This is a genomic window from Mycolicibacter sp. MU0083, assembly GCF_963378075.1.
Taxonomy (GTDB): Bacteria; Actinomycetota; Actinomycetes; order Mycobacteriales; family Mycobacteriaceae; genus Mycobacterium; species Mycobacterium kokjensenii.
On record NZ_OY726394.1, the window covers coordinates 865,304 to 891,275 of the forward strand.

The 25,972-nt window shown below is 67.6% G+C and carries 18 protein-coding genes; 9 read left to right on the forward strand and 9 right to left on the reverse strand.

The annotated features are described in order from the left end of the window. Positions 1–160: 160 nt before the first annotated feature. The 3 genes from RCP38_RS04120 to RCP38_RS04130 all read right to left on the reverse strand — a co-directional run bounded on the left by RCP38_RS04120 (position 161) and on the right by RCP38_RS04130 (position 2,740). Positions 161–1,033, reverse strand: coding sequence for a TIGR03619 family F420-dependent LLM class oxidoreductase (locus tag RCP38_RS04120; protein WP_308475740.1), 873 nt, complete (start codon positions 1,031–1,033; stop codon positions 161–163). 82 nt (positions 1,034–1,115) lie between these two features. Continuing rightward, positions 1,116–1,841 carry a DUF4873 domain-containing protein gene (locus RCP38_RS04125; protein WP_308475741.1) on the reverse strand — a complete coding sequence of 242 codons (726 nt, stop codon included), beginning with the start codon at positions 1,839–1,841 and terminating at the stop codon, positions 1,116–1,118. Next, entirely contained in the window at positions 1,838–2,740 is a 903-nt protein-coding gene (locus RCP38_RS04130) for an AurF N-oxygenase family protein (RefSeq protein WP_308475742.1), read from the reverse strand. Before RCP38_RS04130 ends, RCP38_RS04125 begins: the two co-directional genes overlap by 4 nt. 209 nt (positions 2,741–2,949) lie before the next feature. Here RCP38_RS04130 and RCP38_RS04135 point away from each other — a divergent pair, with 209 nt between their 5' ends. The 7 genes from RCP38_RS04135 to RCP38_RS04165 all read left to right on the forward strand — a co-directional run bounded on the left by RCP38_RS04135 (position 2,950) and on the right by RCP38_RS04165 (position 16,209). After that, the gene (locus RCP38_RS04135) at positions 2,950–5,718 is read left to right on the forward strand and encodes a helix-turn-helix transcriptional regulator (RefSeq protein WP_308475743.1); all 2,769 of its coding nucleotides are present in this window, start codon (positions 2,950–2,952) and stop codon (positions 5,716–5,718) included. A gap of 14 nt (positions 5,719–5,732) precedes the next feature. Continuing rightward, on the forward strand, positions 5,733–8,489 hold the full coding sequence (locus RCP38_RS04140; RefSeq protein ID WP_308475744.1) for a helix-turn-helix transcriptional regulator: 2,757 nt from the start codon (positions 5,733–5,735) through the stop codon (positions 8,487–8,489). After that, a complete protein-coding gene (locus RCP38_RS04145; RefSeq protein WP_308477052.1) occupies positions 8,489–11,242 on the forward strand; it encodes an AAA family ATPase in 2,754 nt (917 codons plus the stop codon). The genes RCP38_RS04140 and RCP38_RS04145 overlap by 1 nt, the downstream gene beginning before the upstream one ends. A 320-nt stretch (positions 11,243–11,562) precedes the next feature. Continuing rightward, complete coding sequence (locus RCP38_RS04150) at positions 11,563–14,073, forward strand: PE family protein (RefSeq protein ID WP_308475745.1); 2,511 nt, start codon at positions 11,563–11,565, stop codon at positions 14,071–14,073. 82 nt (positions 14,074–14,155) lie between these two features. Continuing rightward, positions 14,156–14,554 (forward strand): phage holin family protein, encoded by a 399-nt coding sequence (locus RCP38_RS04155; protein WP_308475746.1) that lies wholly within the window; start codon positions 14,156–14,158, stop codon positions 14,552–14,554. An 18-nt stretch (positions 14,555–14,572) separates the two neighbouring features. Further along, positions 14,573–15,436, forward strand: coding sequence for an Fpg/Nei family DNA glycosylase (locus tag RCP38_RS04160; RefSeq protein ID WP_308475747.1), 864 nt, complete (start codon positions 14,573–14,575; stop codon positions 15,434–15,436). A 23-nt stretch (positions 15,437–15,459) separates the two neighbouring features. Next, on the forward strand, positions 15,460–16,209 hold the full coding sequence (locus RCP38_RS04165; protein WP_308475748.1) for an SDR family oxidoreductase: 750 nt from the start codon (positions 15,460–15,462) through the stop codon (positions 16,207–16,209). An 18-nt stretch (positions 16,210–16,227) separates the two neighbouring features. Here RCP38_RS04165 and RCP38_RS04170 read toward each other — a convergent pair whose 3' ends face one another. The 4 genes from RCP38_RS04170 to RCP38_RS04185 form a co-directional block, all read right to left on the reverse strand. Then, positions 16,228–17,067 carry a sulfate ABC transporter permease gene (locus RCP38_RS04170; protein WP_308475749.1) on the reverse strand — a complete coding sequence of 280 codons (840 nt, stop codon included), beginning with the start codon at positions 17,065–17,067 and terminating at the stop codon, positions 16,228–16,230. Continuing rightward, positions 17,064–17,873 (reverse strand): sulfate ABC transporter permease subunit CysT, encoded by an 810-nt coding sequence (gene cysT, locus RCP38_RS04175; protein WP_373692495.1) that lies wholly within the window; start codon positions 17,871–17,873, stop codon positions 17,064–17,066. The genes RCP38_RS04170 and cysT overlap by 4 nt, the downstream gene beginning before the upstream one ends. 485 nt (positions 17,874–18,358) lie before the next feature. Further along, positions 18,359–20,023 (reverse strand): glucose-6-phosphate isomerase, encoded by a 1,665-nt coding sequence (gene pgi / locus RCP38_RS04180; RefSeq protein WP_308475751.1) that lies wholly within the window; start codon positions 20,021–20,023, stop codon positions 18,359–18,361. Positions 20,024–20,068: 45 nt separating this feature from the next. Then, positions 20,069–20,332, reverse strand: a complete 264-nt coding sequence (locus tag RCP38_RS04185; RefSeq protein WP_308475752.1) for a chorismate mutase — start codon at positions 20,330–20,332, stop codon at positions 20,069–20,071. Between the two features lie 307 nt (positions 20,333–20,639). Between RCP38_RS04185 and pcrA the strand changes: the two genes are divergently transcribed. Next, complete coding sequence (pcrA, locus tag RCP38_RS04190) at positions 20,640–22,964, forward strand: DNA helicase PcrA (protein WP_308475753.1); 2,325 nt, start codon at positions 20,640–20,642, stop codon at positions 22,962–22,964. Here the strand turns inward: pcrA and RCP38_RS04195 are convergent. Next, positions 22,961–23,503, reverse strand: a complete 543-nt coding sequence (locus RCP38_RS04195) for a hypothetical protein (protein ID WP_308475754.1) — start codon at positions 23,501–23,503, stop codon at positions 22,961–22,963. The two genes, pcrA and RCP38_RS04195, sit on opposite strands and share 4 nt — an antisense overlap. 25 nt (positions 23,504–23,528) lie before the next feature. Beyond that, on the reverse strand, positions 23,529–24,503 hold the full coding sequence (locus RCP38_RS04200) for a M23 family metallopeptidase (RefSeq protein ID WP_308475755.1): 975 nt from the start codon (positions 24,501–24,503) through the stop codon (positions 23,529–23,531). A gap of 289 nt (positions 24,504–24,792) precedes the next feature. On the opposite strand from RCP38_RS04200, the gene sucC reads away from it, so the two are divergent. Next, on the forward strand, positions 24,793–25,968 hold the full coding sequence (sucC, locus tag RCP38_RS04205) for an ADP-forming succinate--CoA ligase subunit beta (protein ID WP_308475756.1): 1,176 nt from the start codon (positions 24,793–24,795) through the stop codon (positions 25,966–25,968). Positions 25,969–25,972 lie beyond the last annotated feature (4 nt).

Consider the following 25,972-nt stretch of genomic DNA (forward strand, 5'->3'; position numbering starts at 1 on the left):
TCGAATACCCCCTGCAGGTCGCGTGGTGAGAACTGCAGTACCTGGCCGCGCCGTCGCAGCCAGCGCACATAGGGCTCAACGTCGGCGGTGGGGGAATCTATCCCGATCCGCCCCGGGAAACGAGTGAGGCTGCTCACTCGCGGCGGTGCCGCGGCGGGCGTCACCCCGCCTTGGCGATGACGCGCTCGGCGAACCGCTCCAGGTTGCGGATCTTGTCGTCCAGTGGCTCGGTGTCGGGCCCCATGATGTAGGGCACCCGGAAGCCCACGATGACGTCGGTGACGCCCTTGTCCTCCAGACGCTTGATGCCGTCCAGGGTGAATCCATCCACCGAGATCACGTGGATCTCGAAGGGGTCATCGGCACGGCCTTCTTCTTCGCGCAACTGCTTGAGCCGAGCGATCATGCCGTCGAGTTCGGCCGGGTCACCGCCGCCGTGCATCCAGCCGTCGTTGCGTGCCGCGCGGCGCAGCGCCGCCTCGGCGTGGCCGCCGATCAGAACCGGGATGGGCTCGGTGGGCGCCGGGGTCATCTTGGTCTTCGGGATGTCGTAGAACTCGCCGTGGAACTCGAAGTAGTCGCCGCTGGTGAGGCCTTTGATGATGTCGATGCACTCGTCCATCCGCTTGCCGCGGCGGGCGAACGGAACGCCCATCAGTTCGTAGTCCTCCGGCCAGGGGCTGGTGCCCACGCCCAGGGCCAGCCGGTTCCCGATCATCGCGGCGAGCGACCCGGCCTGCTTGGCCACCAGGGCCGGCGGTCGAATCGGCAGCTTGATCACGAACGGCGTGAACCGCAGCGTGGAGGTGACCGCGCCCAGGGCGGCGATCAGCACGAAGGTTTCGATGAAGGCCTTGCCCTCGAGGAATTCGCGATTGCCGTCGGGGGTGTAGGGGTATTTCGAGTCCGACTCGAACGGGTAGGCGATGCTGTCCGGGATGGACATGCTGTGGTAGCCGGCGGCCTCGGCGGCTTTGGCGAGCGGAACGTAGTAGCTCGGGTCGGTCATCGCCTCGGCGTAGGTGAACCGCACGGCATCTCCTCGGTTGCGGGTGGTGGGACGTCTGCCTTCTGCATAGCAGACCCGGCCGCGCGGGCCGAGCGTGGGATGTCGCTTATACCGGCGGCGCAAGCGAGGCGGTGGCGTACTCCAGGGGAAACGGCGGGTAACCCGCGGCGCCGATCACCGTCAGCGTTCCCCACGGGGTCCGCTCCGCGACGCGCCCCTGCGCGCTGTATCGCCCGATCTGCAGGCTCACCTTCGATCCGGTGACGTTGGATCCGGGTAGCTCGGCGAAAAGCATTCCCTGCCAATGGTATCGACCGTCGATCGGGTCGAAGTGGCCGGTCAGTCGCACCCGGATCGGGTAGTCCTCGCCGTCGTGGGTGAGCACCGCCGGTCCGTGGTAGGTGTCGTCGTCCGCGGCGTCCGGTCCGTCCGTACCGGTGAGATAGAACCGGGAGAGCCCGCGGGTGGGCAGTAGCGGGTGCACCCGCAGGCGCGGCGACCGTGCCTCGATGCGGCTGGCCCCGCAGCGCCGCATACCGTCGAGGATTCCGGCCACATAACGGGCCTGTCGGCGGGTGTGCGGGCCGGGAATCCGGAACCGATTGGGGATGCCGTGCCGGGCGACGGCGTCATCGGGCGATGCGGCGGTATCGATCAGTGTCCGGGCGGTCAGTTCCGCACCGGCGGCGGTGCCGACCACCCACGTGTCGGTCGCGCCGTCGAAACGGGTGATCGCACCGTGCGGGTCGACGGCGCGGTACTCGGAGATCGCCCGGTGCAGGTGCGCGGGATCACCCAGCACCACGACATCGAGGAATCCGGTGCGGGTCACAGGAATCCGGCTCGCCGCCACGACCGCCGGGCCAGCGAGCCCATCAGGCCGACTTCGGTGAAGAACTCCGCCAACGGTGCGAACGAAGACCGGGCGGCGGCACGGAAATGCGGGTTGGCCCGCGCCACCCGGCGGGCTTCGCGACCGTCCAGGCCGGCCCGGCGGTAGACCGCGGGCAGGGTGAACAGGTGGCGGTAGAACGGCCCGCCCACTCCCTGCATGTTCGCCAGCAGGATGCGACGGTAGCGAGGCATCGCCGGGACGCTGCGCCGCAGTCCGTCGCGCGCGTACTGGATGTGCCGGGCCTCCTCGGTGACGTGAATGCGCATCACCCGGTGCACGATCGGTTGAATGTCGGAGTCTTCGAGGATCTGCCGTTGCAGCGAGTCGAAAATCTCCTCGCCCACCAGTGCCGCCGCCCACAGGATCGAGCCGCGGAACACCAACGGCAATGCGTTGATGACGATGCGCTGGTGCAACCTCGGCCGCACCGGAACCCCGCCGATCCGGCCGATGGTCTTGCCGAACATCAGCATGTGGCGGGTCTCGTCGCCCAGCTCGGTCAGCGAGTAGTGCACGGTGCGCGCGGTGGGGTTCTTGTGCATCATGTCGCGCAGCAGCGCCTGATTGAGGATGTTCTCGAACCAGATGCCGGCCGACAGCACGTTGACCAGTTCCTGACGCGACATCTCGATCTGCTGTTCGCGGGACATCGCCTCCCACATGGCCGTTCCGTAGAGGCTGCACATCCGCGGCGGCAGAAAGAACGTGTCGTCGGCCAGCGGGGCATCCCAGTCGATGTCGACGATCGGGGCGTAGGACTTCTTCACCGAGCCCTTCAACAGCCGCTCGGCGAATTCTTCCCGAGTCGGCTCGCTCGGCCGCACTGCTGTGGTCATCGGGCACCTCTCTCGCTGCGTTCCCCAAAGCTAGGAGCCGCCACCGAAGTTGTCAATACCGTCGGTATCGGATACTTTCGGTACGGGTTGCGGGCGGTGGCCGCGCCCGCCGAACAGGCGCTATTCCGTTGGGCGAGAACTTCCCCGGTGTCGGAGTCGACACACGGTGGTTAATAACGATTCGGAGATCACCTGCCACAATCGTGGCCATGCGCGCGGGTTTGGCGGACCGGGGAGCCGAGTCGTCGGCGGTGCGCGCCTTCCTCGATGTCATCGCCGACCGACCGGCGACCCTGGTGTTGGAAGGTGAAGCCGGGATCGGCAAGTCCACCCTGCTGTGGGAGGCGGCAACGGCCGCCGGTGGCCGGGGATTCCGGGTGCTGTCGGCGATGGGTGCGCCGACCGAGGTGCAGTACGCCCATGCGGCGGTGGCCGACCTGCTCGCCGGCGTCGATCCCCACGTGGTGGCGGAGCTACCCGCCGACCAGCGTGCCGCCCTGGACCGGGTGATGCTGGGCGGCGGTGACGGACCGGCCGGCGACGAGCGGACGGTGGCCGCCGCGTTTCTGGCGGTGGCGGACCGGCTGAGTTCGGTTGCGCCGGTGCTGTTGTGCATCGACGACGCGCAATGGCTCGACAAGTCGAGCCGGATGGTGATCGGGTATGCGCAACGGCGGCTGACCGGCCGCGTCGGCATGTTGCTCACCGTCCGAACCGGGCCCGCGGACGGCGCCGACCTCGACTGGCTGCATGCGGCGGGCACCGGATCGGTCGAACGCCTGCAGATCGCGCCCTTGACGATGGGCGGTGTGCACACGCTGGTCTCGACCAGGCTGGGGTATGCCCTGCCGCGGCCGTCGCTGACCCGGGTTCACCAGATCTCCGGTGGCAACCCGTTTTTCGCCCTCGAGTTGGCGTGGTACATCGCCGAAAACCCCGACAGGGGCCCCGCCGGACTGCCGGACGCCCTCGCGTCGCTGGTACGCCACCACATCGGTGACTCCGACGACGAGGTGGCCGCCGTACTCTTGGCCACGGCCTGCGCATCGCTGCCGACCGTCGAGCGGGTGGGCCTGGTCACCGGGCTCGGCCCCGATCGGGTGGTGGAACTGGTGGAATCCGAGCAGGCCCGCGGCGTGGTCCGGCTCGACAACGGATACGTCCGGTTCCGCCATCCGCTGTTCGCCTCCGGCGTCTACAGTGCGGCCCGGCCGTCGGCACGCCGCGCCATGCACCGTCGGGTCGCCGGGACCGTCCACGAGCCGGAACTCACCGCGCGGCATCTGGCGTTGTCGGCCACCAGCGCGGACCCGGAGGTGCTGCAAGCGCTCGACGATGCGGCCACGGTCACGCAGGCCCGCGGAGCCCCCGCGGTAGCAGCGGAGCTGATCGAACTGGCGATCAACCTGGGCGGTGACAGTCCCACGCGGCGGATGCGGGCCGCTGAGCAATATTTTCGGGCTGGTGAGATTGCTCAGGCGCGGTTGCACGTGCAGTCGGTTCTGGCAGATCTGCCGTCGGCGAATCCGTTGCGTTGCATGGCGTTGATGATGCTGGCCGCGGTTACCGGATACGATCAGAGTTTGGTGGCGGCGGCTGAATTGTTGGGTCAGGCTGTCGATGAAGCCGGCGAATACCCCGTTTTGCAATTGCGGGCCAGGTTGTTGCTGGTGCCGTTGACCGGGCTGATCGGTGATATGAAGGGCTCTGTCGAACTGGCCGACATAGCTGTGGCGCAAGCCGAGCAACTCGACATCCCAGCACTTCGCAGCCAAGCCCTGACGATCGCGGCGCATGTTCGCTTCCTTTATGGCCTCGGCATTGATCATGAGGCGTTCGAGATCGCTCTGGAGATGGAACCTGCGGTCAGCGGCACAGCAGCAACCTTCCGTGCCAGTGCGGTCATACCGGTGACGCGTGCGCTGGCCGGGCAGATTCAGGAAGGGCGAATGCAGATATGTGTTGTCCACCGGAATTCGGATGCTGGCGGAACGGAAACCGATACATTGTGGGCCGCCAACTACATAGCGACGTTCGACATGTGGCTGGGAAACTATTCAGCCGCCGCTGCGCTTGCAGAAGACAGTGTCCGGCGAGCTGAGCAATTGGGTGGCAGGCACCAGCTGATACACGCCTGGTCCACTCAAGCGGCGATCTCGGCGTTGACCGGTGATCAAGTTGCGGCTCGTCAGAACGCGACGGCAGCGATCGATGCGGCGACGCATACCGGTGCGGCGTTTCTGGTGGGCCCCGCGGTGGCGACTCTGGGGTTTCTGGAGGTGTCGTTGGGTGATTTTGCTGCGGCGGTTTCGGTGTTGGAGCCGTTGTTGGTGTCGTTCGATCCGGTGCATGGCACCGAGATTGTGGTTGGTGCGTTTCTTCCGGATGCGGTGGAGGCGTTGACTGCGTTGGGGCGGCTTGATGAGGCGGAGCCGTTGTTCGTGGCGTTGGAGACTAACGGTGCCCGGTTCGATCGGCCGTGGATGTTGGCGGTGGGCGCTCGTGGGCGTGCACATTGGCTGGCGGCGCGGGGTGAGTTGGAGGCTGCTGAGCGGGCGGCGGTGGAAGCGTTGGTTCATCATCAGAGGTTGCCCATGCCGTTTGAGACGGCGCGTACGCAATTGTTGTTGGGGCAGGTGCAACGTCGTCGTCGGCGTAGGCGGGCGGCGGAGGTGACGCTGCGTGAGGCGTTGACGGTGTTTGAGGGTCTGGGTGCACCGTTGTGGGCGCGGCGGGCTCGCGATGAATTGGATCGGGTGCGGGTTTCGGCTGCTGGTGGCGGGTTGACTGCTGCGGAGCGGCGTGTTGCCGAGCGGGCGGCCAGGGGGTTGTCCAACAAGCAGATCGCGGCGGAGTTGTTCATCGCGCCTAAGACGGTGGAGATGACGCTGAGCAGTGTGTATCGCAAGTTGGGTATACGGTCGCGGGCCGGATTGTTCGCCGCACTCAATCCCGACGGAGTCGAGGCGAATCATTGACGACAGATTGCCGGGTGGTCGCACGAGCAGCTGAATCAGCCGCGTTGCGTGCGTTTCTCAAGCGCGCGGAGTCGGAACCAGCGTCGTTGCTGGTCGAGGGCGAGGCTGGCATTGGCAAGTCGACACTGCTCTGGGAGGCTGCCGAGACAGCGGACGAACGTGGATTCCATGTGCTGTCGGCGGTGGGAGCGCCGACCGAGGTGCGTTATGCCTATGCGGCGGTTGCCGATTTGCTCGGCGGGGTCGATACCGATGTCCTGGCCCAGCTGCCCCCGGAACAGCGGGCTGTGTTGGAACGAGTCCAACTCGGTGGCGGTGAAGGTCCGGGCAGTGATGAGCGCATGGTGGCCATCGCATTCCTAGCGGTGACGCACCGGATGAGTTCGGCTGCACCGGTCTTGCTGTGCATCGATGACGCCCAGTGGCTGGATATGTCCAGCCGGATGGTGGTCGACTACATCGAGCGACGACTGGTGGGCCGGGTCGGCATGTTGCTCACCGCTCGCACTGGCGCTGTAGGCACGGTCGACCCGGCTGGGCAGAACCCGCTGCGATCGGAATCGATAGAGCGCCTCCGGATCGCCCCGTTGACGTTGGGTGGGGTGCACACGCTGATCTCGACGAGACTGGGGTATACGTTGCCCCGGCCGTCGATCGCCCGGATTCACGAAATTTCGGGCGGTAATCCGTTTTTCGCCCTCGAAATGGCGCGACATATCGACGGGATTCCCGGTCGATACGTCACCGGCCTTCCGAATGCCCTCGCGTCCTTGGTAAGTCATCACCTCCGTGGCTGTGACGACGAGGTCAGCGCCGTCCTGTTGGCTGCAGCCTGCGCTACCCTGCCGAGCGTCGAACGGGTGAGTGTCGTTACTGGAATGAGCCCTGACCGTGTTGTCGAACTTGTGGAATCGGAGCAGGCGAGTGCGGTGGTCAAGCTCGACCGCGGGCGCATCCGGTTCAATCATCCGCTGTTTGCCACCGGGGTTTACAGCTTGACTCGACCGTCGGATCGCCGCCGGATGCACCGGCGCCTCGCTGAGACTGTCCACGAGGCGGAGCTGACCGCTCGGCACCTGGCGCTGGCCGATACCAGTGCAGGGCCGGAGGTATTGCGCGCGCTCGATGACGCGGCCGTAGTTACGCAACTGAGAGGTGCCCCGGCAGTCGCTGCCGAGTTGCTCGAACTCGCGATCGGTTTGGGTGGCGATACTCCGCACCGGCGGATGTCGGCTGCCGAGAATCATTTTCGTTCCGGATCTATCGAGCTGGCCCGAGGCCACCTGCAATCGATCGCGGACGGGTCGTCGTCTCCGAAAGAACTGCGCTGTGCGGCATTGATCGGTCTGGGTGCTATCTGCGGCTACGACATGAGCCTGGTGGGCGCCGCCGAATTACTGTCGGAGGCCATCGATCAATCCGTCGACAATCCGGTGTTGCAGCTGCAGGCTCGGTTGCTGCTGATTCCGCTGATGAGGGTGCTCGGTGACCTGTCGGAGGCAGTTCGCCTCGCCGATGTCGCGGTGGCGCAAGCCGAGCAGCTCGGTGCAGCCGGATTGCGCAGCCAAGCATTGACGATTCGGTCCTTGGTTCGGTTCTGTCATGGGCTCGGGGGCGATTCCGACGGCCTGCAAACGGCATTGGAACTGGAGGATCGGTCCGAAGCGCCCGCCGCGCTATACCGGGCGAGCGCCTTCGAGCCGGTGATTCGATTCTGGTCCGGGGAGATCGAACAAGCTCAGGGCCCACTTCAAACCGTACACAGGCAGCTCCTTGCCGATGCGACCGAGACCGACATTCTGTGGATCACCGATCACGTTGCAACACTGGAACTCTGGTCCGGTCACTACGCGCAAGCTAAGACCATCGCCGATGAGGCGGTGCAGCGTGCCGAGCAGTTGGGCGCCGACCTGGCGCTGGTGTGTGCATGGTACCGGCAGGCGGAGGTGGCCGCCTACATCGGATCTGTTGAGTCGGCCCGCGCAGTTGCGGGAGTAGTCATCGAAAAGTCTAGTGCCGGTGGAAACGTGATGCACACGAAGTTGGCAACGGCGATTCTCGGCTTCCTTGAGGTGTCGCTCGGCGACTACGCGGCAGCGCTGGATGTACTCGCGCCGTTGTTGATGTCCTTCGATCCCGAGCACGAATGTGAGATCGTCGCCGGTGGCTTTCTGCCCGATGCGATGGAGGCATTGACGGCGTTGGGGCGCCTCGATGAAGCAGAGCGATTGATCGCCGCGGTGGAGTCCAGCGGGTCTCGACTGGATCGACCGTGGATGTTGGCAGTAGGTGCACGCGGGCGCGGTCACTGGCTAGCCGCTCAAGGCAACCTCGAGGCGGCCGAGGAGGCTGCACTGGCGGCATTGATTCACCATCGACGTCTGCCGATGCCGTTCGAGACGGCGCGTACGCGATTGCTGCTGGGCCAGGTACAGCGGCGCCGCCGGCGTAGAACGGCTGCGCAGGCCACCCTGGGGGAGGCGCTGACTACATTTGAGACGCTCGGTTCTCCGTTGTGGGCCAAGCGCGCCCGCGCTGAACTCGATCGGATGACTAGCGTCGGCCCGGCCGCCGGACTGACCGCTGCCGAGCTGCGGATTGCCGAACGGGCGGCGGAGGGAATGCCCAACAAGCAGATTGCAGTGGAGTTGTTCATCGCTCTCAAGACTGTGGAGTCGACCCTGAGCAAGGTTTACCGCAAACTCGGTATCCGCTCACGGGCCGGGCTGTTCGCCGCGCTCAATCCCGATGAGATCGGGGCTCGGCCATGATGCCGCGTTCAGCCCTGGTAGCGCGATCCGCAGAATTCGCGGTGTTGGACGAGTTTCTGGACCGTGCTGCCTTGGAACCGGTGTCGTTGTTGATGGACGGGGAGGCAGGCATCGGCAAATCCACCTTGCTGTGGGCGACGGCCGAGGCCGCGGCGGCGCGGGGATTTCAGGTGCTCTCGGCCGCCGGGCCGCAGAGCGAAGCGCGCTGTGCCTATGCCGCGGTGGCCGACTTGTTGGCTTCGGTCGATGCTGCGATATGGCGCGAATTGCCGACGGCACAGGCTGCCGCACTGAATCGGATTCTGTCCGATGGACAGGACGGTTCGGACAGCGACGAGCGCATGGTTGCCACCGCATTCCTCGCGGTGATCCGCCGGCTGTGTTCGGTTGCTCCTTTGTTGCTGTGCATCGATGACGCTCAGTGGCTGGACACATCGAGTCAGATGGTGATCGGGTTCGCTCAACGTCGGCTCGCCGGACGCGTCGGTCTGGTGCTGGCAGTGCGCAAGGACTCCGGTGAAAGCGGAGAGTTGGACTGGCTGAATCCGGCCCGCCCCGACTCCTTGGCCCGACTGCACGTCCCCCCGTTGTCTGTCGGCGGTCTGCATTCCTTGATCTCGCTGGGGCTGGAGCAGACGCTGCCGCGGCCTGCGATTATCCGGATTCACGAGATATCAGGAGGCAATCCGTTCTTCGCGCTGGAGCTGGCCCGGTCCGTGGCCGAACAACCAGGCAGGACTGCCGCCGAACTCCCCGCCAGCCTCGCTGTTCTGGTTCAGGAGCGGATCGGGCAACTGGACGAAGAATCCGGTGCCGTGCTGCTGGCCGCGGCCAGTATCGCCTCGCCAACGGTGCAGGCCATCAGCCTCGCCACCGCAATCAGCCCGGACCGCGTCGTCGAATTGCTCGAACGTAGTGAAGGCAACGGTGTGGTAGAGATCGACGGCGGCCGAATCCGGTTCTGTCATCCGCTGTTCGCCGCAGGCGTCTATGGTGCCGCTTCGCCATCGGCGCGGCGGGCCATGCACCGTCGACTGGCGGATATCGTCGAGGGACCCGAGCTCATCGCACGGCATCTGGCGCTGGCTGCCACCACTGCTGATCCAGACATGCTCGACGCACTCGATGCTGCCGCTGTCACCACCCAGTCCCGGGGCGCCCCGACGGTGGCCGCCGAACTCATGGAGTTGGCCATCGAACTGGGCGGCGACACTCCGCTTCGCCGGATACGGGCTGCGGAGCATCGTTTTCGAGCCGGTGAGATTGCGGCGGCCCGTGACCATCTGGAATCGGCCCTGGTGTGCCTGCGAGGCCCGAGCACGGTGCGGTGCATCGCATTGATCTCGCTCGCCGGGGTCATCGCCTTCGACGGGAATTTGACGACCGCCGCCGATCTGTTGACCGAGGCCGTGGCCGAGTCCGCCGACAACCCGGTTCTGCAGTTGCGCGCCCGGCTGCTGCTCACGCCGTTGCCGGGTCTGACCGGCGATATGAAGCGATCCGTCGAACTGGCGGAGATCGCCGCGGCACAGTCCGAGCGGCTCGCCGTGCCCGCACTGCGCAGCCAGGCGTTGACGATAAAAGTAGTGGTGAGCACCATGTTCGGCCTGGGCGTGGACTGGCCGTCCCTCAAGTTGGCGCTGGATCTGGAGGATCTCGACCACCCCGCGACCGCCCGTCTGCGGGCCAGTGCCGCAGTGCCGGTGCTGCGGGCTTGGAGTGGCGACTTGCTGGTGGCACGCGAACAGCTGCAGGTGGTATCCGCGGATCTGCAGGCGCAGGGAACCGAGATCGATATCCTCTGGGCCGCCGATATCGCCGCAATGATCGAGATGTGGCTGGGGAACTACTCGGCTGCCGCGGAGATCGCCGCGGACTGTACACAGCGTGCCGAGCAGTTGGGTGGCCAAACACTGCTGGTTCAGGCTTGGGGCACCCAGGCTGCGATCGCCGCGTACCTCGGCGACGAAGCGCTGACCCGCGATGCCGCACAAGCGATCCTTGCGGCTACGGAAGTCACCGGCGGAGTGCACCAGAGCGTTGCCGCGGCGACGGCTGTGGGTTTTCTGGAAGTGTCTTTGGGAAACTATGCGGCCGCATTGTCTGCACTCGAGCCATTGCGGGCTGTCTTTGAACCCGACCACCACGCCGAGATCATCACGGGTGCGTTCCTTCCCGACGCCGTGGAGGCGCTGACCGCGCTGGGGCGATTCGAAGAGGCTGAGCCGTTGATCGCCGCGTTGGAGTCCAACGGCACCCGGCACGATCGTCCATGGATGCTGGCGATGGGTGCGCGAGGTCGTTGCCATCTGCTGGCCGCACAGGGTGATCTGGCGGCAGCTGAGCAGGCCGCTCTGGTCGCGCTGATCCATCACCAGCGATTGCCGATGCCGTTCGAAACGGCGCGCACCCAGTTGTTGCGGGGTCAAGTGCAGCGCCGTCGCCGCCGTATGCAGACCGCGCGAGCCACAGTGGGCGCGGCGCTGGAGACCTTCGAGCGGTTAGGTGTGCCGTTGTGGGAGCAGCGGGCGCGCGCCGAGCTGGACCGGATGGCGGCGACGGTCTTAGGCGCCGAGCTCACCGCTGCCGAGCGCCGGATCGCCGAATATGCCGCGGCGGGTTTGTCGAACAAGCAGATTGCCGCGGAGTTGTTTGTCGCGGTCAAGACGGTGGAGACGACCCTTAGCAGTGTGTACCGGAAGCTAGGTATCCGTTCGCGGGCCGCTCTGTCCGCCGTTCTCTCTTCCGCGTGAACATCTGAGGAAGCTCGTGGCGGCTGCTGATGGAGTGGAATCGGCGGGGTGTCCCGCGTTCGGGAACAGGGGTCTTCGAGAGGAATACCAGGGATTTCCCTGTATCCGGTGACATAACACGTTGATTACCGTTTCCTCAGCGCACGCACAGGAAACAGTCGGATGTATCCGTGCGCGGGTCCGGCGAGTGAAGGGAAGCGGCGATGAATCGTGCTACATGGCGTGGGCGACGTCCCGGGCGTCTGAATCGTCTGAATCGGGCTGCGGGATCCACGAGTGCAGTGGCGGCGTTCCTTGCGCTGGGGCTTACTCCGGTGGCGATGCCTGCCGCCCAAGCAGACTGGGACTTCGATTTCGTCGACGACCTAGCCGATTCGGCGTTCGTCGCCGATGTGCTGGATCCGGGGTCCTGGTTCGATCCCGACACTGCCTGGGACGTCAACTACGCGGCGTTCGCCACGATCCTCTACGAGGGTCTGCAGGCCAACATCACCGACCCGAGCAACGCCGACGATCTCGAGTCCCTCAACCAACTGTGGGTTGACGTGTTCGGGCGCACGTTGATCGGCAACGGTGTTGCAGGCGCCGACGAGCCGAATACGTCATGGCTGGGCTGGCTGGTCGGCGGCGATCTGGGCGATGGTGGGGTCATCTTCGGTGACGGCGCTGCGGGGGCGGCGGGTATGGCCGGCGGGGCTGCCGGGCTGTTCGGTATCGGCGGCGCGGGCGGCGCCGGGGCTGACGCCTACATCGATCAGGACGGCGTTTTCCACGCCGCGACTGCCGGCGGTGCCGGTGGGTCCGGCGGTTGGCTCTTCGGCGACGGTGGTGTCGGCGGCGCCGGGGGTGACGGCCTGAGTGCCACCGCCGATCACGCCGCCAGTGATGGTGCTGCCGGCGGCGCAGGCGGTGCGGCCCTGGGGGTCGGCGACGGCGGAACCGGTGGCGCAGGCGGCGACGGTGGCGACGGACTCGACGGTGCGACCGGCGCGCTCGCCAACGGCGGCAACGGTGGGGTCGGTGGTGCCGGTGGTGCCAGCGGCGCCCAGGGAGGTAACGCCGGCGTGGGTGGCGCCGGGGGGCACGGCGGTGCGGGTGGTACCGGTGGCGGCGGCCAGGACGGTCGCGCCGGCGACTGGATCAACGACTGGGGCAACGGCGTCGGCAATGGTGAGGACGGCGGTGTCGGTGGTGCCGGTGGCAACGGTGGCCGCGGTGGAGACGGTGGTGCGGCGGGCGCGTTGAAGAACAGCGTCGGAACGGCTGGCGCACGTGGCGCCGGTGGAGACGGCGGCAACGGTGGAGACGGTGGCGGCGGCAACGGTGGACGTGGTGCCGATGGCACCGCGGACAACATCCACGGCGGCAACGGTGGCCGCGGCGGCTCCGGGGGTGCGGCGGGTGTCGGCGGTGCCGGCGGTGCCGGCTCGGTTGCCGGTGCTACCGGTAGCGACGGTGCGGGCAGTGGCGGCGCGGGCCGCGGCGGTGACGGCGGTGACGGCTACGACGCTGCGGCCGCTGCACCCGGCACCCACGGGGGTAACGGCGGTAACGGCGGTCAGGGTGGCGGGGACACCGGCCGCGGCGGTGATGGGGGCCGCGGCGGCAACGGCGCCGACGGTAGCGAAACCGTCAGCGCGGGTCGTGGTGGTGACGGCGGCAATGGCGGTCTCGGGGGCGGCGCCACCAGCGCGTCGGGGGTCCTGGTATGGAGCGGCAACGGCGTCGGCGGAAATGGTGGTGAAGGTGGCAACGGCGGCAACAGCGTCGGGTTGTTCGATAGTGGTGGCTCCGTTGGTGGCTGGGCCGGCGACGGCGGAAACGGTGGTTTCGGAGGTGGCGGCGGCGGTAACGGCGGTGACGGCGGCGACGGCGGTAACAGCCTCCACTTCTTGGCGGGACGGGGCGGCAATGGTGGTTTCGGCGGCGATAGCACCGGCGGCCGCGGTGGCGATGGCGGCGATGGCGGCAACGGCGGAGCTGGCTACCTCCAGACCGAGGAAGGCGGCTGGGGCGGTCGCGGTGGCTACGGCAATGGCGGTGGGAGTGGTGGCGACGGCGGCCTCAGCGGGGCTGGCATCGCCGGTGGCGTCGGTGGCAACGGCGGTGGTGGCGAGTTCGGCGGTGGTGGTGGCGGCGGGGGCGGTGGTGGCGCCGGCCGGGTTGGCGGTGTCGGCGGTGTCGGCGGCGACGGCGGCGACGGCGGCGAGGGCAGCGGGCTACGCTACGGCGCGCTCGGGTGGTACGGCGGTATGGGCGGCTACGGCGGGAACGGCGGCCAAGGTGGCTATGGGGTCGGGCTCCACAGTGTCGGCGGCGACGGCGGTGCCGGTGGAAACGGCGGTAACGGCGTGTACAGCAGCAGCAGCGGTCTGGGCACCGCGACAGGTGGCGACGGCGGCTACGGTGGCCACGGTGGCCGCGGCGGAATCGGCGTAACTGACCCGGGCGTAGCCATCGGAGGCCGCGGCGGCGACGGCGGACATGGCGGCGACGGCGGCAACGGCACCGCCAGCGGATCATCGACAAGCGCCAGTGGCGGTCGTGGCGGCGACGGCGGGTACGGCGGCGGTCACAGTTACGACGACGGAGCCATCGGTGGCGATGGCGGCGACGGCGGAAACGGCGGAAACGGCACCAGCAGTACCGCGGAAGAGTACGGTGCCGGCGGCTACGGTGGCCACGGCGGCGCCGGCGGGCTCGAAGGCGCCAATGGGGACGGACACGGTGGTCGCGGAGGTGACGGCAGCGATGGCGCCGGAACCGACGGTAGCCGCGGCCAAGACGGAGGCGAAGGCTGGGGCGACGGTACCCCGGGTGCCAACGGCTAGCGGCAGTGGCGACTACGCACGCAACCGGTAGCGAAGGCGTCAAACGCCTTCGCATACCGGGCCGGCGTGGCACGATCTGCCCATGACCGCCTTCCTGCTGCGCGCCGCCCTCACCGGATTGGCGCTGTGGATCGTCACCAAGATCGTTCCGGGGATCACGTTCGTCGGCGGCGAGACCACGGTGCAGCGGGCCGGAATCATCTTTGTGGTCGCGCTGATCTTCGGTTTGGTCAATGCGTTCGTCAAACCCGTGGTGCAACTGCTGTCGATCCCGCTGTACATCCTGACCCTCGGACTGTTCCACATCGTGGTCAACGCGCTGATGCTGTGGATCACCGCCTGGATCACCGACAACACCACCCACTGGGGCCTGCACATCGACCAGTTCTGGTGGACGGCGGTCTGGGGCGCGATCGTGTTGTCGCTGGTGGGCTGGGTGCTGTCGCTGGTATTGCGCGACGCCGGGCGCATCGCCCGATAAGCGGGCAGACTCGGGCGCATGCCGGAGTTGCCCGAAGTCGAAGCGCTCGCCGACCATCTGCGTCGGCGCGCGGTAGGCGCCACCATCGGGCGTATCGACGTTGCGGCCCTGTCGGTGCTCAAGACCTTCGACCCGCCGGTGGCGGAGTTGCACGGCCGGGCCGTGACGGGTGCGCATCGCTGGGGCAAGTATCTGGGTGTACAGGCCGGTGGGCTGTACCTGATCGCGCACCTGTCGCGGGCGGGGTGGTTGCGCTGGTCGGACCGGCTGGCGCCGGCCCCGCTGCGGCCGGGTAAGGGTCCGATCGCGCTGCGGGTGCACCTCGGCACACCCGGGCAGGCGCCGGGCTTCGATCTGACCGAGGCCGGCACCCAGAAGCGCTTGGCGGTGTGGCTGGTCGACGATCCGGCGAAGGTGCCCGGTATCGCCGGATTGGGGCCCGACGCGCTTGCGGTCGGCGCCGACGATCTGGTGCGGCTGTTTGCCGGTAACACCGGCCGGATCAAGAACGTCATCACCGACCAGAAGGTGATCGCGGGGATCGGCAACGCCTACAGTGACGAAATTCTGCATACCGCAAAGATTTCCCCCTTCGCCACCGCCGCCAGGTTGACGCATGTGCAGCTGGTGGGGCTGCACGACGCCATGGGCAGGGTTCTCGGCGACGCGGTGGACCGGTCGGTGGGCCAGCAAGCCGCCACGTTGAAGGGCGAGAAGCGTTCCGGGCTGCGGGTGCATGCCCGCGCCGGTTTGCCCTGCCCGGTGTGTTCGGACACCGTTCGCGAGATATCGTTTGCCGATAAGTCATTTCAGTACTGCCCCACATGTCAGACCGGCGGTAAGGTGCTGGCCGACCGGAGGATGTCCAAGCTGCTCAAGTAGCGGCCCACGGCTAAGCTGCCGTGGTGACCCGTCAGAAGATCCTCATAACCGGCGCCAGTTCCGGCCTGGGTGCAGGCATGGCCCGCGTATTCGCTGCGCAGGGACGCGATTTGGCGCTGTGCGCTCGGAGAACTGACCGGCTCGATGACCTGAAGGCCGAGTTGACGGCCCGCTATCCGGGTATCAAGGTCGCCGTCGCGGCACTCGATGTGAACGATCATGACGCCGTTCCGGAAGTCTTCGGTCGGTTCGCCGCAGAACTCGGCGGGCTCGACCGGGTGATCGTCAACGCGGGCATCGGCAAGGGCGCGCCGCTGGGATCCGGCAAACTGTGGGCCAACAAGGCCACCATCGAAACCAACCTGGTTGCGGCACTGGTGCAGATCGAGACCGCACTGGAGATGTTCAAGGCCGGCGGCGGTGGGCACCTGGTGTTGGTCTCCTCGGTGCTCGGCAACAAGGGGCTCCCCGGCGTCAAGGCCGCCTATGCCGCCAGCAAAGCTGGGGTGTCCTCGCTGGGGGAGTCCCTGCGCGCGGAATACCCGCGCGGACCGATCCGGGTCACGGTGCTCGAGCCGGGGTACATCGAATCGGAGATGACGGCGAAATCGGAGTCGACGCTGCTGATGGTGGACAACGAATCCGGGGTCAAGGCCCTGGTGCGGGCGATCGAGCGCGAAACCGGTCACGCCGTGGTTCCGCGGTGGCCCTGGGCTCCGCTGGTGTGGTTGCTGCGCCGGATGCCGCCGCGGTTCACCAGACGGTTCGCCTGACCTGCCCGCCGGCGGGGATCAGCGCATCGATTCCCTGATCCAGTCCAGGGCGTCGGCCCTCCTGCGGTAGACCAGTAGCCCCGCCTTGGCGATCAGGAACGCCGCGGCGACACCCATCAGAAGCGTCGCGACGGCGTAGGCGCCGTACTCTGCCCCGCGCTGATACCGGTCGTTGACCAGCAACGTCAGGGTCTGGGACTGCCCGGGCAGGTTCGACGACACCATGATGACCGCGCCGAACTCGCCGAGGGTGCGTGCGGTGGTCAGCACGACGCCGTAGGTCAGAGCCCAGCGGATCGACGGCAGCGTGACCCGCCACAGGGTCTGCCACGCGTTGGAGCCCAGGGTCGCGGCGGCCTGCTCCTGCTCGATCCCGACCTCCAGCAGGACCGGCTGGACCTCGCGCACGACGAACGGCAGCGTCACAAAGATGCTCGCCAGCACCATCCCGGGCAGCCCGAAGATGATCCGGAATCCGAGACTGTTCTCGACGAAACCCAGCGCGCCCGACGACCCCCACAGTGCGATCAACGCGACACCGACGATGATGGGGGACACCGCGAACGGCAGGTCGAGGATGGACTGGAGTGCTGATCTGCCCCAGAACCTGTTGCGCACCAGCAGGATAGAGGTCGACACGCCGAACAGTGCGTTGAGCGGCACCACGATGACGACCAGCAGCAGGGACAGTTTCACCGCCGAGACCGCGGCGGGCGTGCTCACCCAGGACCAGAACTGGTCCAGCCCGGGTGCGAAAGTCCGGTACAGAATCACCGACACCGGCGCGATCAACATCACGCCGAGATAGGTCAGGACCGCCAACCGCAGGGCGTGGCGCTTCCCCGGCCACCCCGTCATGCGGCGTCCTCCTCCCGCTTGGCGGCCCGCCCGCCCACGGTGCGCAGCACGGCCAACACGGCAAACGAGATGGCCAGCAGCACAATCGATATCGCAGCAGCACTGGTGTGGTCGTCGTTCTCGATCAACGAGCGGATCCATTGCGAGGACACCTCGGTGCGGCCCGGTACCGCACCCCCGATCGTCACCACCGAACCGAACTCGGCGACGCAGCGCGAAAACGCAAGCCCGGCACCGGTCAGCAACGCCGGCCGCAGAGCCGGCAGCACGACCATGGCGAACGTCGTCAGTCGGGTGGCGCCCAGCGACGCGGCGGCCTCCTCGGCGTCACGATCGACTTCCAGCAGCACCGGCTGCACGGCGCGGACCACCAGCGGAAGCGTGACGAAGGCCAGGGCCATCGCCACCCCCGGGGGCGTGTGCTGCAGATGAATGCCGACCGGACTGGAGTTGCCGTACAGGGCCAGCATCACCAGGCTGGTGACGATCGTGGGCAGCGCGAAGGGCAGGTCGATCAACGCGTCGATCACGCCCTTCCCCGGGAATTCATCACGCACCAACACCCAGGCGGTCGCCAGACCGAACACCACGTCGAGCGCGGTGACGAGTACCGAAATCGTCAGCGTCACCCGGAAGGATTCCAGCGCCGCATGGGTCGTGACCGCCGACCGGAAGCCCTGCCAACCCCGTCCGCCGGCCTGCCAGGCGATCGCGAGCAGTGGCAGCAGCACGATCAGCGAGAGCCAGAGTGCGGTCACGCCGACCCGGATCGTCGGGTACGGGGACGTGACCGTCACCGGCGGAATCCGAGAGTAGAACGCATGGCTGACCTTCCAATGCCCGAGACGGCGGGTGCCGGGCACCCGTGGTGACTACCGGCAGGCGTGCCGGTGGTGGGAAGTCAGCGACGACAGTGCACCGCGAAACCGGTCCCGCGCCCGCCGGCGCAACGGACGCGGACGAGTGCCGTTGTGGCACTTCGACCGACACGGGATGGCAGCTGCATGGCGGTAGCCTAAGCGCGACCGGATACCGGCCCGGGGTGCCCGGAGCCGGACGGATCGGCGGCGCGGATAGCTGGTCGGGGCGTGAAAGCCACGATTCCCCGGGCTCAGGATGCCGGCGGGAGGCTTTCGCTGATAGGCGAAATACATTGGGGCCGAACGTAATCGATGATCGATCCGATATCGTGATGCCACTGCGCGCCGGCCGGCCGGACCGCCGTCGGGACCGGTGCCGCGGCGCGCCGGGCCGAAAGACTCACGGTGAGGCGAAATCGCCCAACCCGGGATCAGACCGGTCGGCCCCGTTGCGTCCGGTAGCGGCGCACCAGCGCATCGGTGGAACTGTCGGTCTGTGCGGCCGGGGGAGCGTCGTCGGTGAGCACCGGCAGCAACGCCTTGGCCTGCGTCTTGCCCAGCTCCACGCCCCACTGGTCGAAGGAGTCGATGCCCCACACCACACCCGCGGTGAACACCTGGTGCTCGTAGAGCGCGATCAACTGCCCCAGCACCGACGGGGTGAGCCGGGTGGCCAGGATGGAGGTGGTGGGGCGGTTGCCGGGCATGACCTTGTGCGGCACGACATCGGCGGGGGTGCCCTCGGCGGCGATCTCCTCGGCGGTTCTGCCGAACGCCAGGACCTGGGTCTGGGCCAGGAAGTTGCTCATCAGCAGGTCGTGCATGCTGCCGACACCGTCGGCGGTGGCGAGGTCGTCGAGCGGCTCGGCGAAGCCGATGAAATCGGCCGGGATCAACCGGGTGCCCTGGTGCAGCAACTGGTAGAAGGCGTGCTGGCCGTTCGTTCCGGGCTCACCCCAATAGATTTCACCGGTATCGGTGCGCACCGGACTGCCGTCCACGCGGGTCGACTTGCCGTTGGACTCCATGGTGAGCTGCTGCAGGTACGCCGCAAAGCGATCCAGGTCGTTGGAGTAGGGCAGCACGGCGCGGGACTGGGCGCCGAAGAAGTTCGCGTACCACAGTCCGATCAGGCCGAGCAGTGCCGGCGCGTTGGCCTCCAGCGGTGCGCTGCGGAAGTGCTCGTCGACGATACGGAACCCGGACAGGAACTCCGCGAAGCGTTCCCGGCCGATCACCGCCATCACCGACAGCCCGATCGCCGAATCCACCGAGTACCGTCCGCCGACCCAATCCCAGAACCCGAACATGTTCGCGGTGTCGATGCCGAACTCCTCGACCAGTCGCGCATTGGTGGACACCGCCACGAAGTGCTTCGAGACCGCGTCGTCGCCCAGGGCACCGGTGAGCCAGCGGCGTGCCGCGGTGGCGTTGGTGAGCGTCTCCAGTGTCGAGAACGTCTTGGAGGCCACGATGAAAAGGGTGGTGGCCGGATCCAGGTCGGCCAGCTTCGCGGTCAGATCGGCGGGGTCGACATTGGAGACGAACCGCGCCGAGACGCCGGCGTCGGCGTAGTGCCGCAAAGCGTGGTCCACCATGACCGGGCCCAGATCCGAGCCGCCGATCCCGATGTTGACGACGGTCCGGATGCGTTCCCCGGTGGCGCCCGTCCACGCGCCGCTGCGCAGTCGGTCGGTGAAATCGCCCATCGCGTCCAGCACCGCGTGCACATCGGCGACGACGTCGCGGCCGTCGACGTGCAACTGGGCGTCGCGGGGCAGGCGCAGTGCGGTGTGCAGCACCGCCCGGTCCTCCGAGGTGTTGATGTGCGCGCCGGCGAACATCGCGTCGCGCCGGTCTTCGAGTGCGGCCGTCCGGGCCAGATCGACCAACAGTCGGATGGTCTCGGCGGTGACGCGGTGCTTGCTGTAGTCGATGTAGAGGTCGCCGACGGTCACGGTGAACGCGGTGCCGCGTTCGGGATCGTCGGCGAACAGTCGGCGCAGGTGGGTCTCACCGATCTGTCGATGATGCTTGCGCAGCGCGTCCCAGGCCGGGGTGGCGGAGATGTCGGAGATCTGCGTCACGGAGCTCATACCCCGACATTAGCGGCCGGGGTACGGCGCAGCGGTGATCGCTGCTCAGTGACCGAGCCGGCCGCGGCCCAGCCGAAGCAGCAGCATGGCCAGGTCCTTGCCGTCCTCGCCGAGTTCGCTGTACCGCTCGATCACCTTCATCTCGCGGCTGTGCACCAGGCGGGTACCGCCGGAGGCCATCCGGGCCTTGCCGATCTCCTGGGCCACCTCGGTGCGGCGCTTCACCGCGGCCAGAATCTCGGCGTCGAGGCGGTCGATCTCGTGGCGCAGCCGATCGATCTCGGGCAGCTGTTCGGATTGGGCAGTCATGGTTAGGACTCCAGGTTCTTGCTGTCGGTGGATTCTGGTCCCGTTGACTTCATCTGTCGACCCGGCCTCACCCAACAGACGAGCCCCGGGTCGGTGAAGCGGACCGCGGGGCTCAGGCGTTGCAGCTAAACCACGGGCACCGCTGACCGGTACCCGTAAAAAAATCGACGCTGCATGTCGAGCACGAACCGAAGTCTGCCACTAACGGCCGTGCCAGCGCAAAGACTGTCGTGGGGCGGCGGTACGTTGGGGAGCGTTATGACCCGCCGACGACGATGCAGAGCGCAGCGATGAGGAGGAGTGGCGGATGACCCTGTACGCCAGTCCACACACCGATCACCTTCTCGACGGGCTCAACCCGCAGCAGCGCCGCGCCGTACTGCACGAGGGCTCTCCACTGCTGATCGTGGCGGGCGCCGGGTCGGGCAAGACCGCGGTACTCACCCGGCGCATCGCCTATCTGTTGGCCGCCCGCGACGTCGGGGTGGGCCAGGTGCTGGCGATCACCTTCACCAACAAGGCCGCCGCCGAGATGCGTGAGCGGGTGACCGGTCTCGTCGGTCCCCGGGCGCGGGTGATGTGGGTGTCGACCTTCCACTCCACCTGCGTACGGATCCTGCGCAACCAGGCCTCGGCGGTGCCCGGGCTGAACTCCAACTTCTCCATCTACGACGCCGACGATTCGCGGCGACTGCTGTTGATGATCGGCCGCGATATGGGCCTGGACGTCAAACGGCATTCGCCGAGGCTGCTGGCCACCGCGATCTCCAACCTGAAGAACGAACTCATCGACCCCGACCGGGCGCTGGCCGACCTCACCGAGGACTCCGACGACCTGAGCCGGGTGGTGGCGGCGGTCTACGTCGAATACCAGCGCCGGCTGCGTTCGGCCAACGCGCTGGACTTCGACGACCTGATCGGCGAGACGGTGGCGATCCTGCAGGCCTTCCCCGAGATCGCCGCGCACTACCGGCGCCGGTTCCGGCACATCCTCGTCGACGAGTACCAGGACACCAACCATGCCCAGTACATGCTGGTGCGGGAGTTGGCCGGCCACAGCTCCGCGGGTGGGCACGGCGACCCGGACCTGCCGCCGGCCGAACTGTGCGTGGTGGGCGACGCCGACCAGTCGATCTATGCGTTCCGCGGCGCCACCATCCGCAACATCGAGGACTTCGAACGCGACTACCCCGACGCCACCACCATCCTGCTGGAGCAGAACTACCGCTCCACCCAGAACATCCTGTCGGCCGCCAACGCGCTGATCGCCTGCAACGCCGGCCGCCGGGAGAAGCGATTGTGGACCGACGCCGGTGACGGCGAGCTGATCGTCGGCTACGTCGCCGACAACGAACACGACGAGGCCCGGTTCGTGGCCCAGGAGATCGACGCCCTGACCGACGCCGGCACCGTCAACTACGGCGAGGTCGCGGTGTTCTACCGCACCAACAACGCGTCGCGGGCACTGGAAGAGGTCTTCATCCGCAGCGGCATCCCGTACAAGGTCGTCGGCGGCGTGCGGTTCTACGAACGCAAAGAGATCCGCGACATCGTCGCCTACCTGCGGGTGCTGGACAACCCGGGCGATGCGGTCAGTCTGCGGCGCATCCTCAACACCCCGCGCCGCGGGATCGGGGACCGTGCCGAGGCGTGCGTGTCGGTGCACGCCGAGAACACCGGTCAGGGTTTCGCCGCGGCACTGGCGGCGGCCGCCGAGGGCGGCGTGCCGATGCTCAACACCCGTGCGCAGAACGCGATCGCCGCCTTCGTCGCACTGCTCGACGAACTGCGCGCGCACCTGCACTCCTGCGACGACGATCTCGGCAGCCTGGTCGAGATGGTGCTGGATCGGACCGGTTACCGAGCGGAGCTGGAAGCCTCCACCGATCCGCAGGATCTGGCCCGGCTGGACAACATCAACGAACTGGTCAGCGTCGCACACGAATTCAGCATCGACCGGGCCAACATGCTCGCCGACTCCGACGGCACCGCCGACGACGACGACGAGGTGCCCGACGCCGGGGTGCTGGCGGCGTTTCTGGAGCGGGTGTCGCTGGTCGCGGACTCCGACGAGATCCCCGAACACGAAGCGGGCATGGTCACCCTGATGACCCTGCACACCGCCAAGGGGCTGGAGTTCCCGGTGGTGTTCGTGACCGGCTGGGAAGACGGGATGTTCCCGCACATGCGCTCGCTGGGCGATGCCCGCGAGCTGTCCGAGGAACGCCGGCTGGCCTACGTCGGCCTGACCCGGGCACGGCAACGGCTCTACCTGAGCCGGGCCAAGGTGCGTTCCTCGTGGGGGCAGCCCATGCTGAACCCCGAATCACGGTTCCTGCGGGAGATCCCGCAACAGCTCATCGATTGGCGGCGCACCGAGGCCGCCCCGGCGCCGAGCGCCCCGGTCAGCGGTGCCGGCCAGTTCGGCAGCCCGCGCCCGGCGCCGAGCCGGGCGAGCAACCGGCCGCTGCTGGTGTTGGCGGCGGGGGACCGGGTGACCCACGACAAGTACGGCCTGGGCCGGGTCGAAGAGGTGTCCGGGGTGGGGGAGTCGGCGATGTCGCTGATCGACTTCGGCAGTTCCGGGCGGGTCAAACTGATGCACAACCACGCGCCGGTGACCAAGCTTTAGCGTCCGAGCAGCCAGCGCCGGGTGGCCGGGTGCAGCGCCGCCACGACGGTCACGACGTGGATGACCGGGATGACGTGCACGATCGAGGGCACCCGGGCACCGGCCAGAAACAGACTGCCGAAGGTCAGCAGTGCGACCACCGCGCCGACCGCGACCAGATACCGGCCGAGCGGACGCCGCAGCAGCAGCATGATCACCCCGCACACCGTCGTCATCGCGAAGACCAGGCTCAAGAAGGCCACCGCGACGCAGAACAGGCGGTCGGTATGCCACCAGCTGGCGATCAGGTCAGTGGAGACCACCGAGGTGGCCCAGCAGCCCACCAGGGCCAGGACGCAGGCGCCGATCGCCGCACCGGCCGATTGGTCGCTGCCCGGCGGGGGAGCCGCGGCGGGTGCGAAGGGCGGCGGTGTCCGCGGTGCGCCGGTGACGATCGGCATGGCGCCGGTCGGTGCGCGCCGGATGATGCGCCCGGCAGGCTCAAAGGATTGTCGACCGGACGGCGTCGCGCCGGTGGGTGGAGGGTGGCGATCGCTCACCGTTCCAGATTAGGCCCGCTGCGGGTCAGGAGAAGCTGATGCCGCGGTTGGCCAGCCACGACGTCGGGTCGATCCGGTTCGTGCCGTTCTGCAGCACCTCGAAATGCAGGTGCGGGCCGGTGGAGTAGCCGCGGTTGCCCATCTCGGCGATCTGGTCGCCGGCCATCACGCGCTCACCGACGCTGACCAGCGACCGGTTGATGTGGCCGTAGAGGGTGACGGTGCCGTCGGAGTGCCGCAGCTTGACCAGCATGCCGTAACCGGCGCTGGGGCCCGATTCGATGACCACGCCGTCGGAGGCCGCCAGGATCGGGGTACCGATCGAGTTGGCGATGTCGACACCGGCGTGCAGCACGCCCCAGCGGTAACCGAAGCCCGAGGTGAACGCGCCCCGGGTCGGTGCGACGAACAGCGGGCGCTGCAGTCGGGCTTCGCGCTCGGCGCGCTCCTGGGCGAACGCCATGCCCTTGGCCAACTCCTCGTTGTGCACGACGGTGTTGGCGGCCGCCTTGACCGTGATCATCTGCAGGCCGTGGCTGGAGGTGGTGGTGGTGCCGTCGTTCAGGGTCGTCTTGCTGGCCGCCAGTACGGCGGGCCGCGAGACGGCGTCGTCGGAGGGGTGGGTGGCGGCGTGGGCGGCCGCGGCGGCCGCACCGGCTGCCATGGCGGCGATCATCACGCGGCTCTTGACGGCGCTGGTGGGCTGGCTGCGGTGCTTCCCGCCCCGCGCGGGCACCGGGGACACCGAACGGTCGGGGTGCCGGTCGTCCGGGTAGCCGCCGCGCGGATAGGCCAGGCGCAGCACCGGCATGTTGTCGGTGTCGGTCAGGTCGTCGAGTTCGGGCGCCGACAGCACGTCGGTGGCGTCGTCGAAGCGGTCGAACTCGCTGAACGCGATGATGTCGGTGACCTCGGCGGAGCTGGGAACCGAAGACCGGCGCGCGCCGACCGCGGCCTCGTTCCGGCGGCGCGGGCGAACCCCGCTTGGAACCGGACGCATCGGTGCACCGTGCTGCATCAGCCTGGAAATTCCTCTGGTCGTGATCAGAACGTTATAAAGACCTAGACCTGGTGACGGTAACCACTCCCCCCGCGGCCTGGCAAGCCATCGGTCGAATCCGATCACTAATGTGAAGCTAATCACGTTTTCCCGGCGGTGAGATGTGCCACAGCAGTGGTACGTGAGGAGGGAACCCCGCCGCAGGCTCGATACAGTGCCTCGGGAGCTACATCTCTACACAATCCGACAGGCCGGCCCCGCCGGCGACACGTAATAAGACAGTGAGCCCATGGATCTTTTCGAGTATCAGGCGAAGGAGCTGTTCGCCAAGCACAACGTGCCCACCACCCCCGGCCGGGTAACCACCTCGGCTGAGGACGCCAAGGCCATCGCCACCGAGATCGGTCGTCCGGTCATGGTCAAGGCGCAGGTCAAGGTCGGCGGCCGCGGCAAGGCCGGCGGGGTGAAGTACGCCGCCACCGCCGACGACGCGTTCACCCACGCGCAGAACATCCTCGGTCTGGACATCAAGGGCCACGTCGTCAAGAAGCTGCTGGTGGCCGAGGCGAGCGACATCGCCGAGGAGTACTACATCTCCTTCCTGCTCGACCGTTCCAACCGCACCTACCTGGCCATGTGCTCGGTCGAGGGCGGTATGGAGATCGAAGAGGTCGCCGCCACCAAGCCGGAGCGGTTGGCCAAGGTGCCCGTCGACGCCGTCAAGGGTGTCGACCTGGCGTTCGCCCGCTCGATCGCCGAGCAGGGCCACCTGCCCGCCGAGGTGCTCGACGCCGCGGCCGTGACCATCGCGAAGCTGTGGGAGGTCTTCATCGCCGAAGACGCCACCCTGGTCGAGGTCAACCCCCTGGTGCGCACCCCCGACGACCAGATCCTGGCGCTGGACGGCAAGGTCACCCTGGACGGCAACGCCGAGTTCCGTCAGGCCGGGCACGCCGAGTTCGCCGACCTCGACGCCACCGACCCGCTGGAGATCAAGGCCAAGCAGCACGACCTGAACTACGTCAAGCTCGACGGCGAGGTCGGCATCATCGGCAACGGCGCCGGCCTGGTCATGTCGACCCTGGACGTCACCGCCTACGCGGGTGAGAAGCATGGCGGCGTGAAGCCGGCCAACTTCCTCGACATCGGTGGCGGTGCCTCCGCCGAGGTGATGGCCGCCGGCCTGGACGTCATCCTGGGTGACTCGCAGGTCAAGAGCGTGTTCGTCAACGTGTTCGGCGGCATCACCGCGTGTGACGCGGTCGCCAACGGCATCGTGTCGGCGCTGGAGATCCTCGGCGACGCCGCAACCAAGCCGCTCGTGGTGCGCCTCGACGGAAACAACGTCGATGAGGGCCGGGCGATCCTGGCCAAGGCCAACCACCCGCTGGTGACCGTCGTCGCAACCATGGACGAGGCCGCCGACAAGGCCGCGGAGCTGGCCAACGCTGGAAAGGACGCGTAATCCA

Excerpts from the sequence above, each read along its gene's own strand:
- pcrA (WP_308475753.1), top strand. The coding sequence starts at position 20,640 with ATGACCCTGTACGCCAGTCCACACACCGATCACCTTCTCGACGGGCTC.
- sucC (WP_308475756.1), top strand. The coding sequence starts at position 24,793 with ATGGATCTTTTCGAGTATCAGGCGAAGGAGCTGTTCGCCAAGCACAAC.
- RCP38_RS04200 (WP_308475755.1), bottom strand. The coding sequence starts at position 24,503 with ATGCGTCCGGTTCCAAGCGGGGTTCGCCCGCGCCGCCGGAACGAGGCC.
- RCP38_RS04185 (WP_308475752.1), bottom strand. The coding sequence starts at position 20,332 with ATGACTGCCCAATCCGAACAGCTGCCCGAGATCGATCGGCTGCGCCAC.
- RCP38_RS04150 (WP_308475745.1), top strand. The coding sequence starts at position 11,563 with ATGCCTGCCGCCCAAGCAGACTGGGACTTCGATTTCGTCGACGACCTA.
- RCP38_RS04130 (WP_308475742.1), bottom strand. The coding sequence starts at position 2,740 with ATGACCACAGCAGTGCGGCCGAGCGAGCCGACTCGGGAAGAATTCGCC.
- pgi (WP_308475751.1), bottom strand. The coding sequence starts at position 20,023 with ATGAGCTCCGTGACGCAGATCTCCGACATCTCCGCCACCCCGGCCTGG.
- RCP38_RS04145 (WP_308477052.1), top strand. The coding sequence starts at position 8,489 with ATGCCGCGTTCAGCCCTGGTAGCGCGATCCGCAGAATTCGCGGTGTTG.
- RCP38_RS04170 (WP_308475749.1), bottom strand. The coding sequence starts at position 17,067 with ATGACGGGGTGGCCGGGGAAGCGCCACGCCCTGCGGTTGGCGGTCCTG.
- RCP38_RS04135 (WP_308475743.1), top strand. The coding sequence starts at position 2,950 with ATGCGCGCGGGTTTGGCGGACCGGGGAGCCGAGTCGTCGGCGGTGCGC.
- RCP38_RS04155 (WP_308475746.1), top strand. The coding sequence starts at position 14,156 with ATGACCGCCTTCCTGCTGCGCGCCGCCCTCACCGGATTGGCGCTGTGG.
- RCP38_RS04160 (WP_308475747.1), top strand. The coding sequence starts at position 14,573 with ATGCCGGAGTTGCCCGAAGTCGAAGCGCTCGCCGACCATCTGCGTCGG.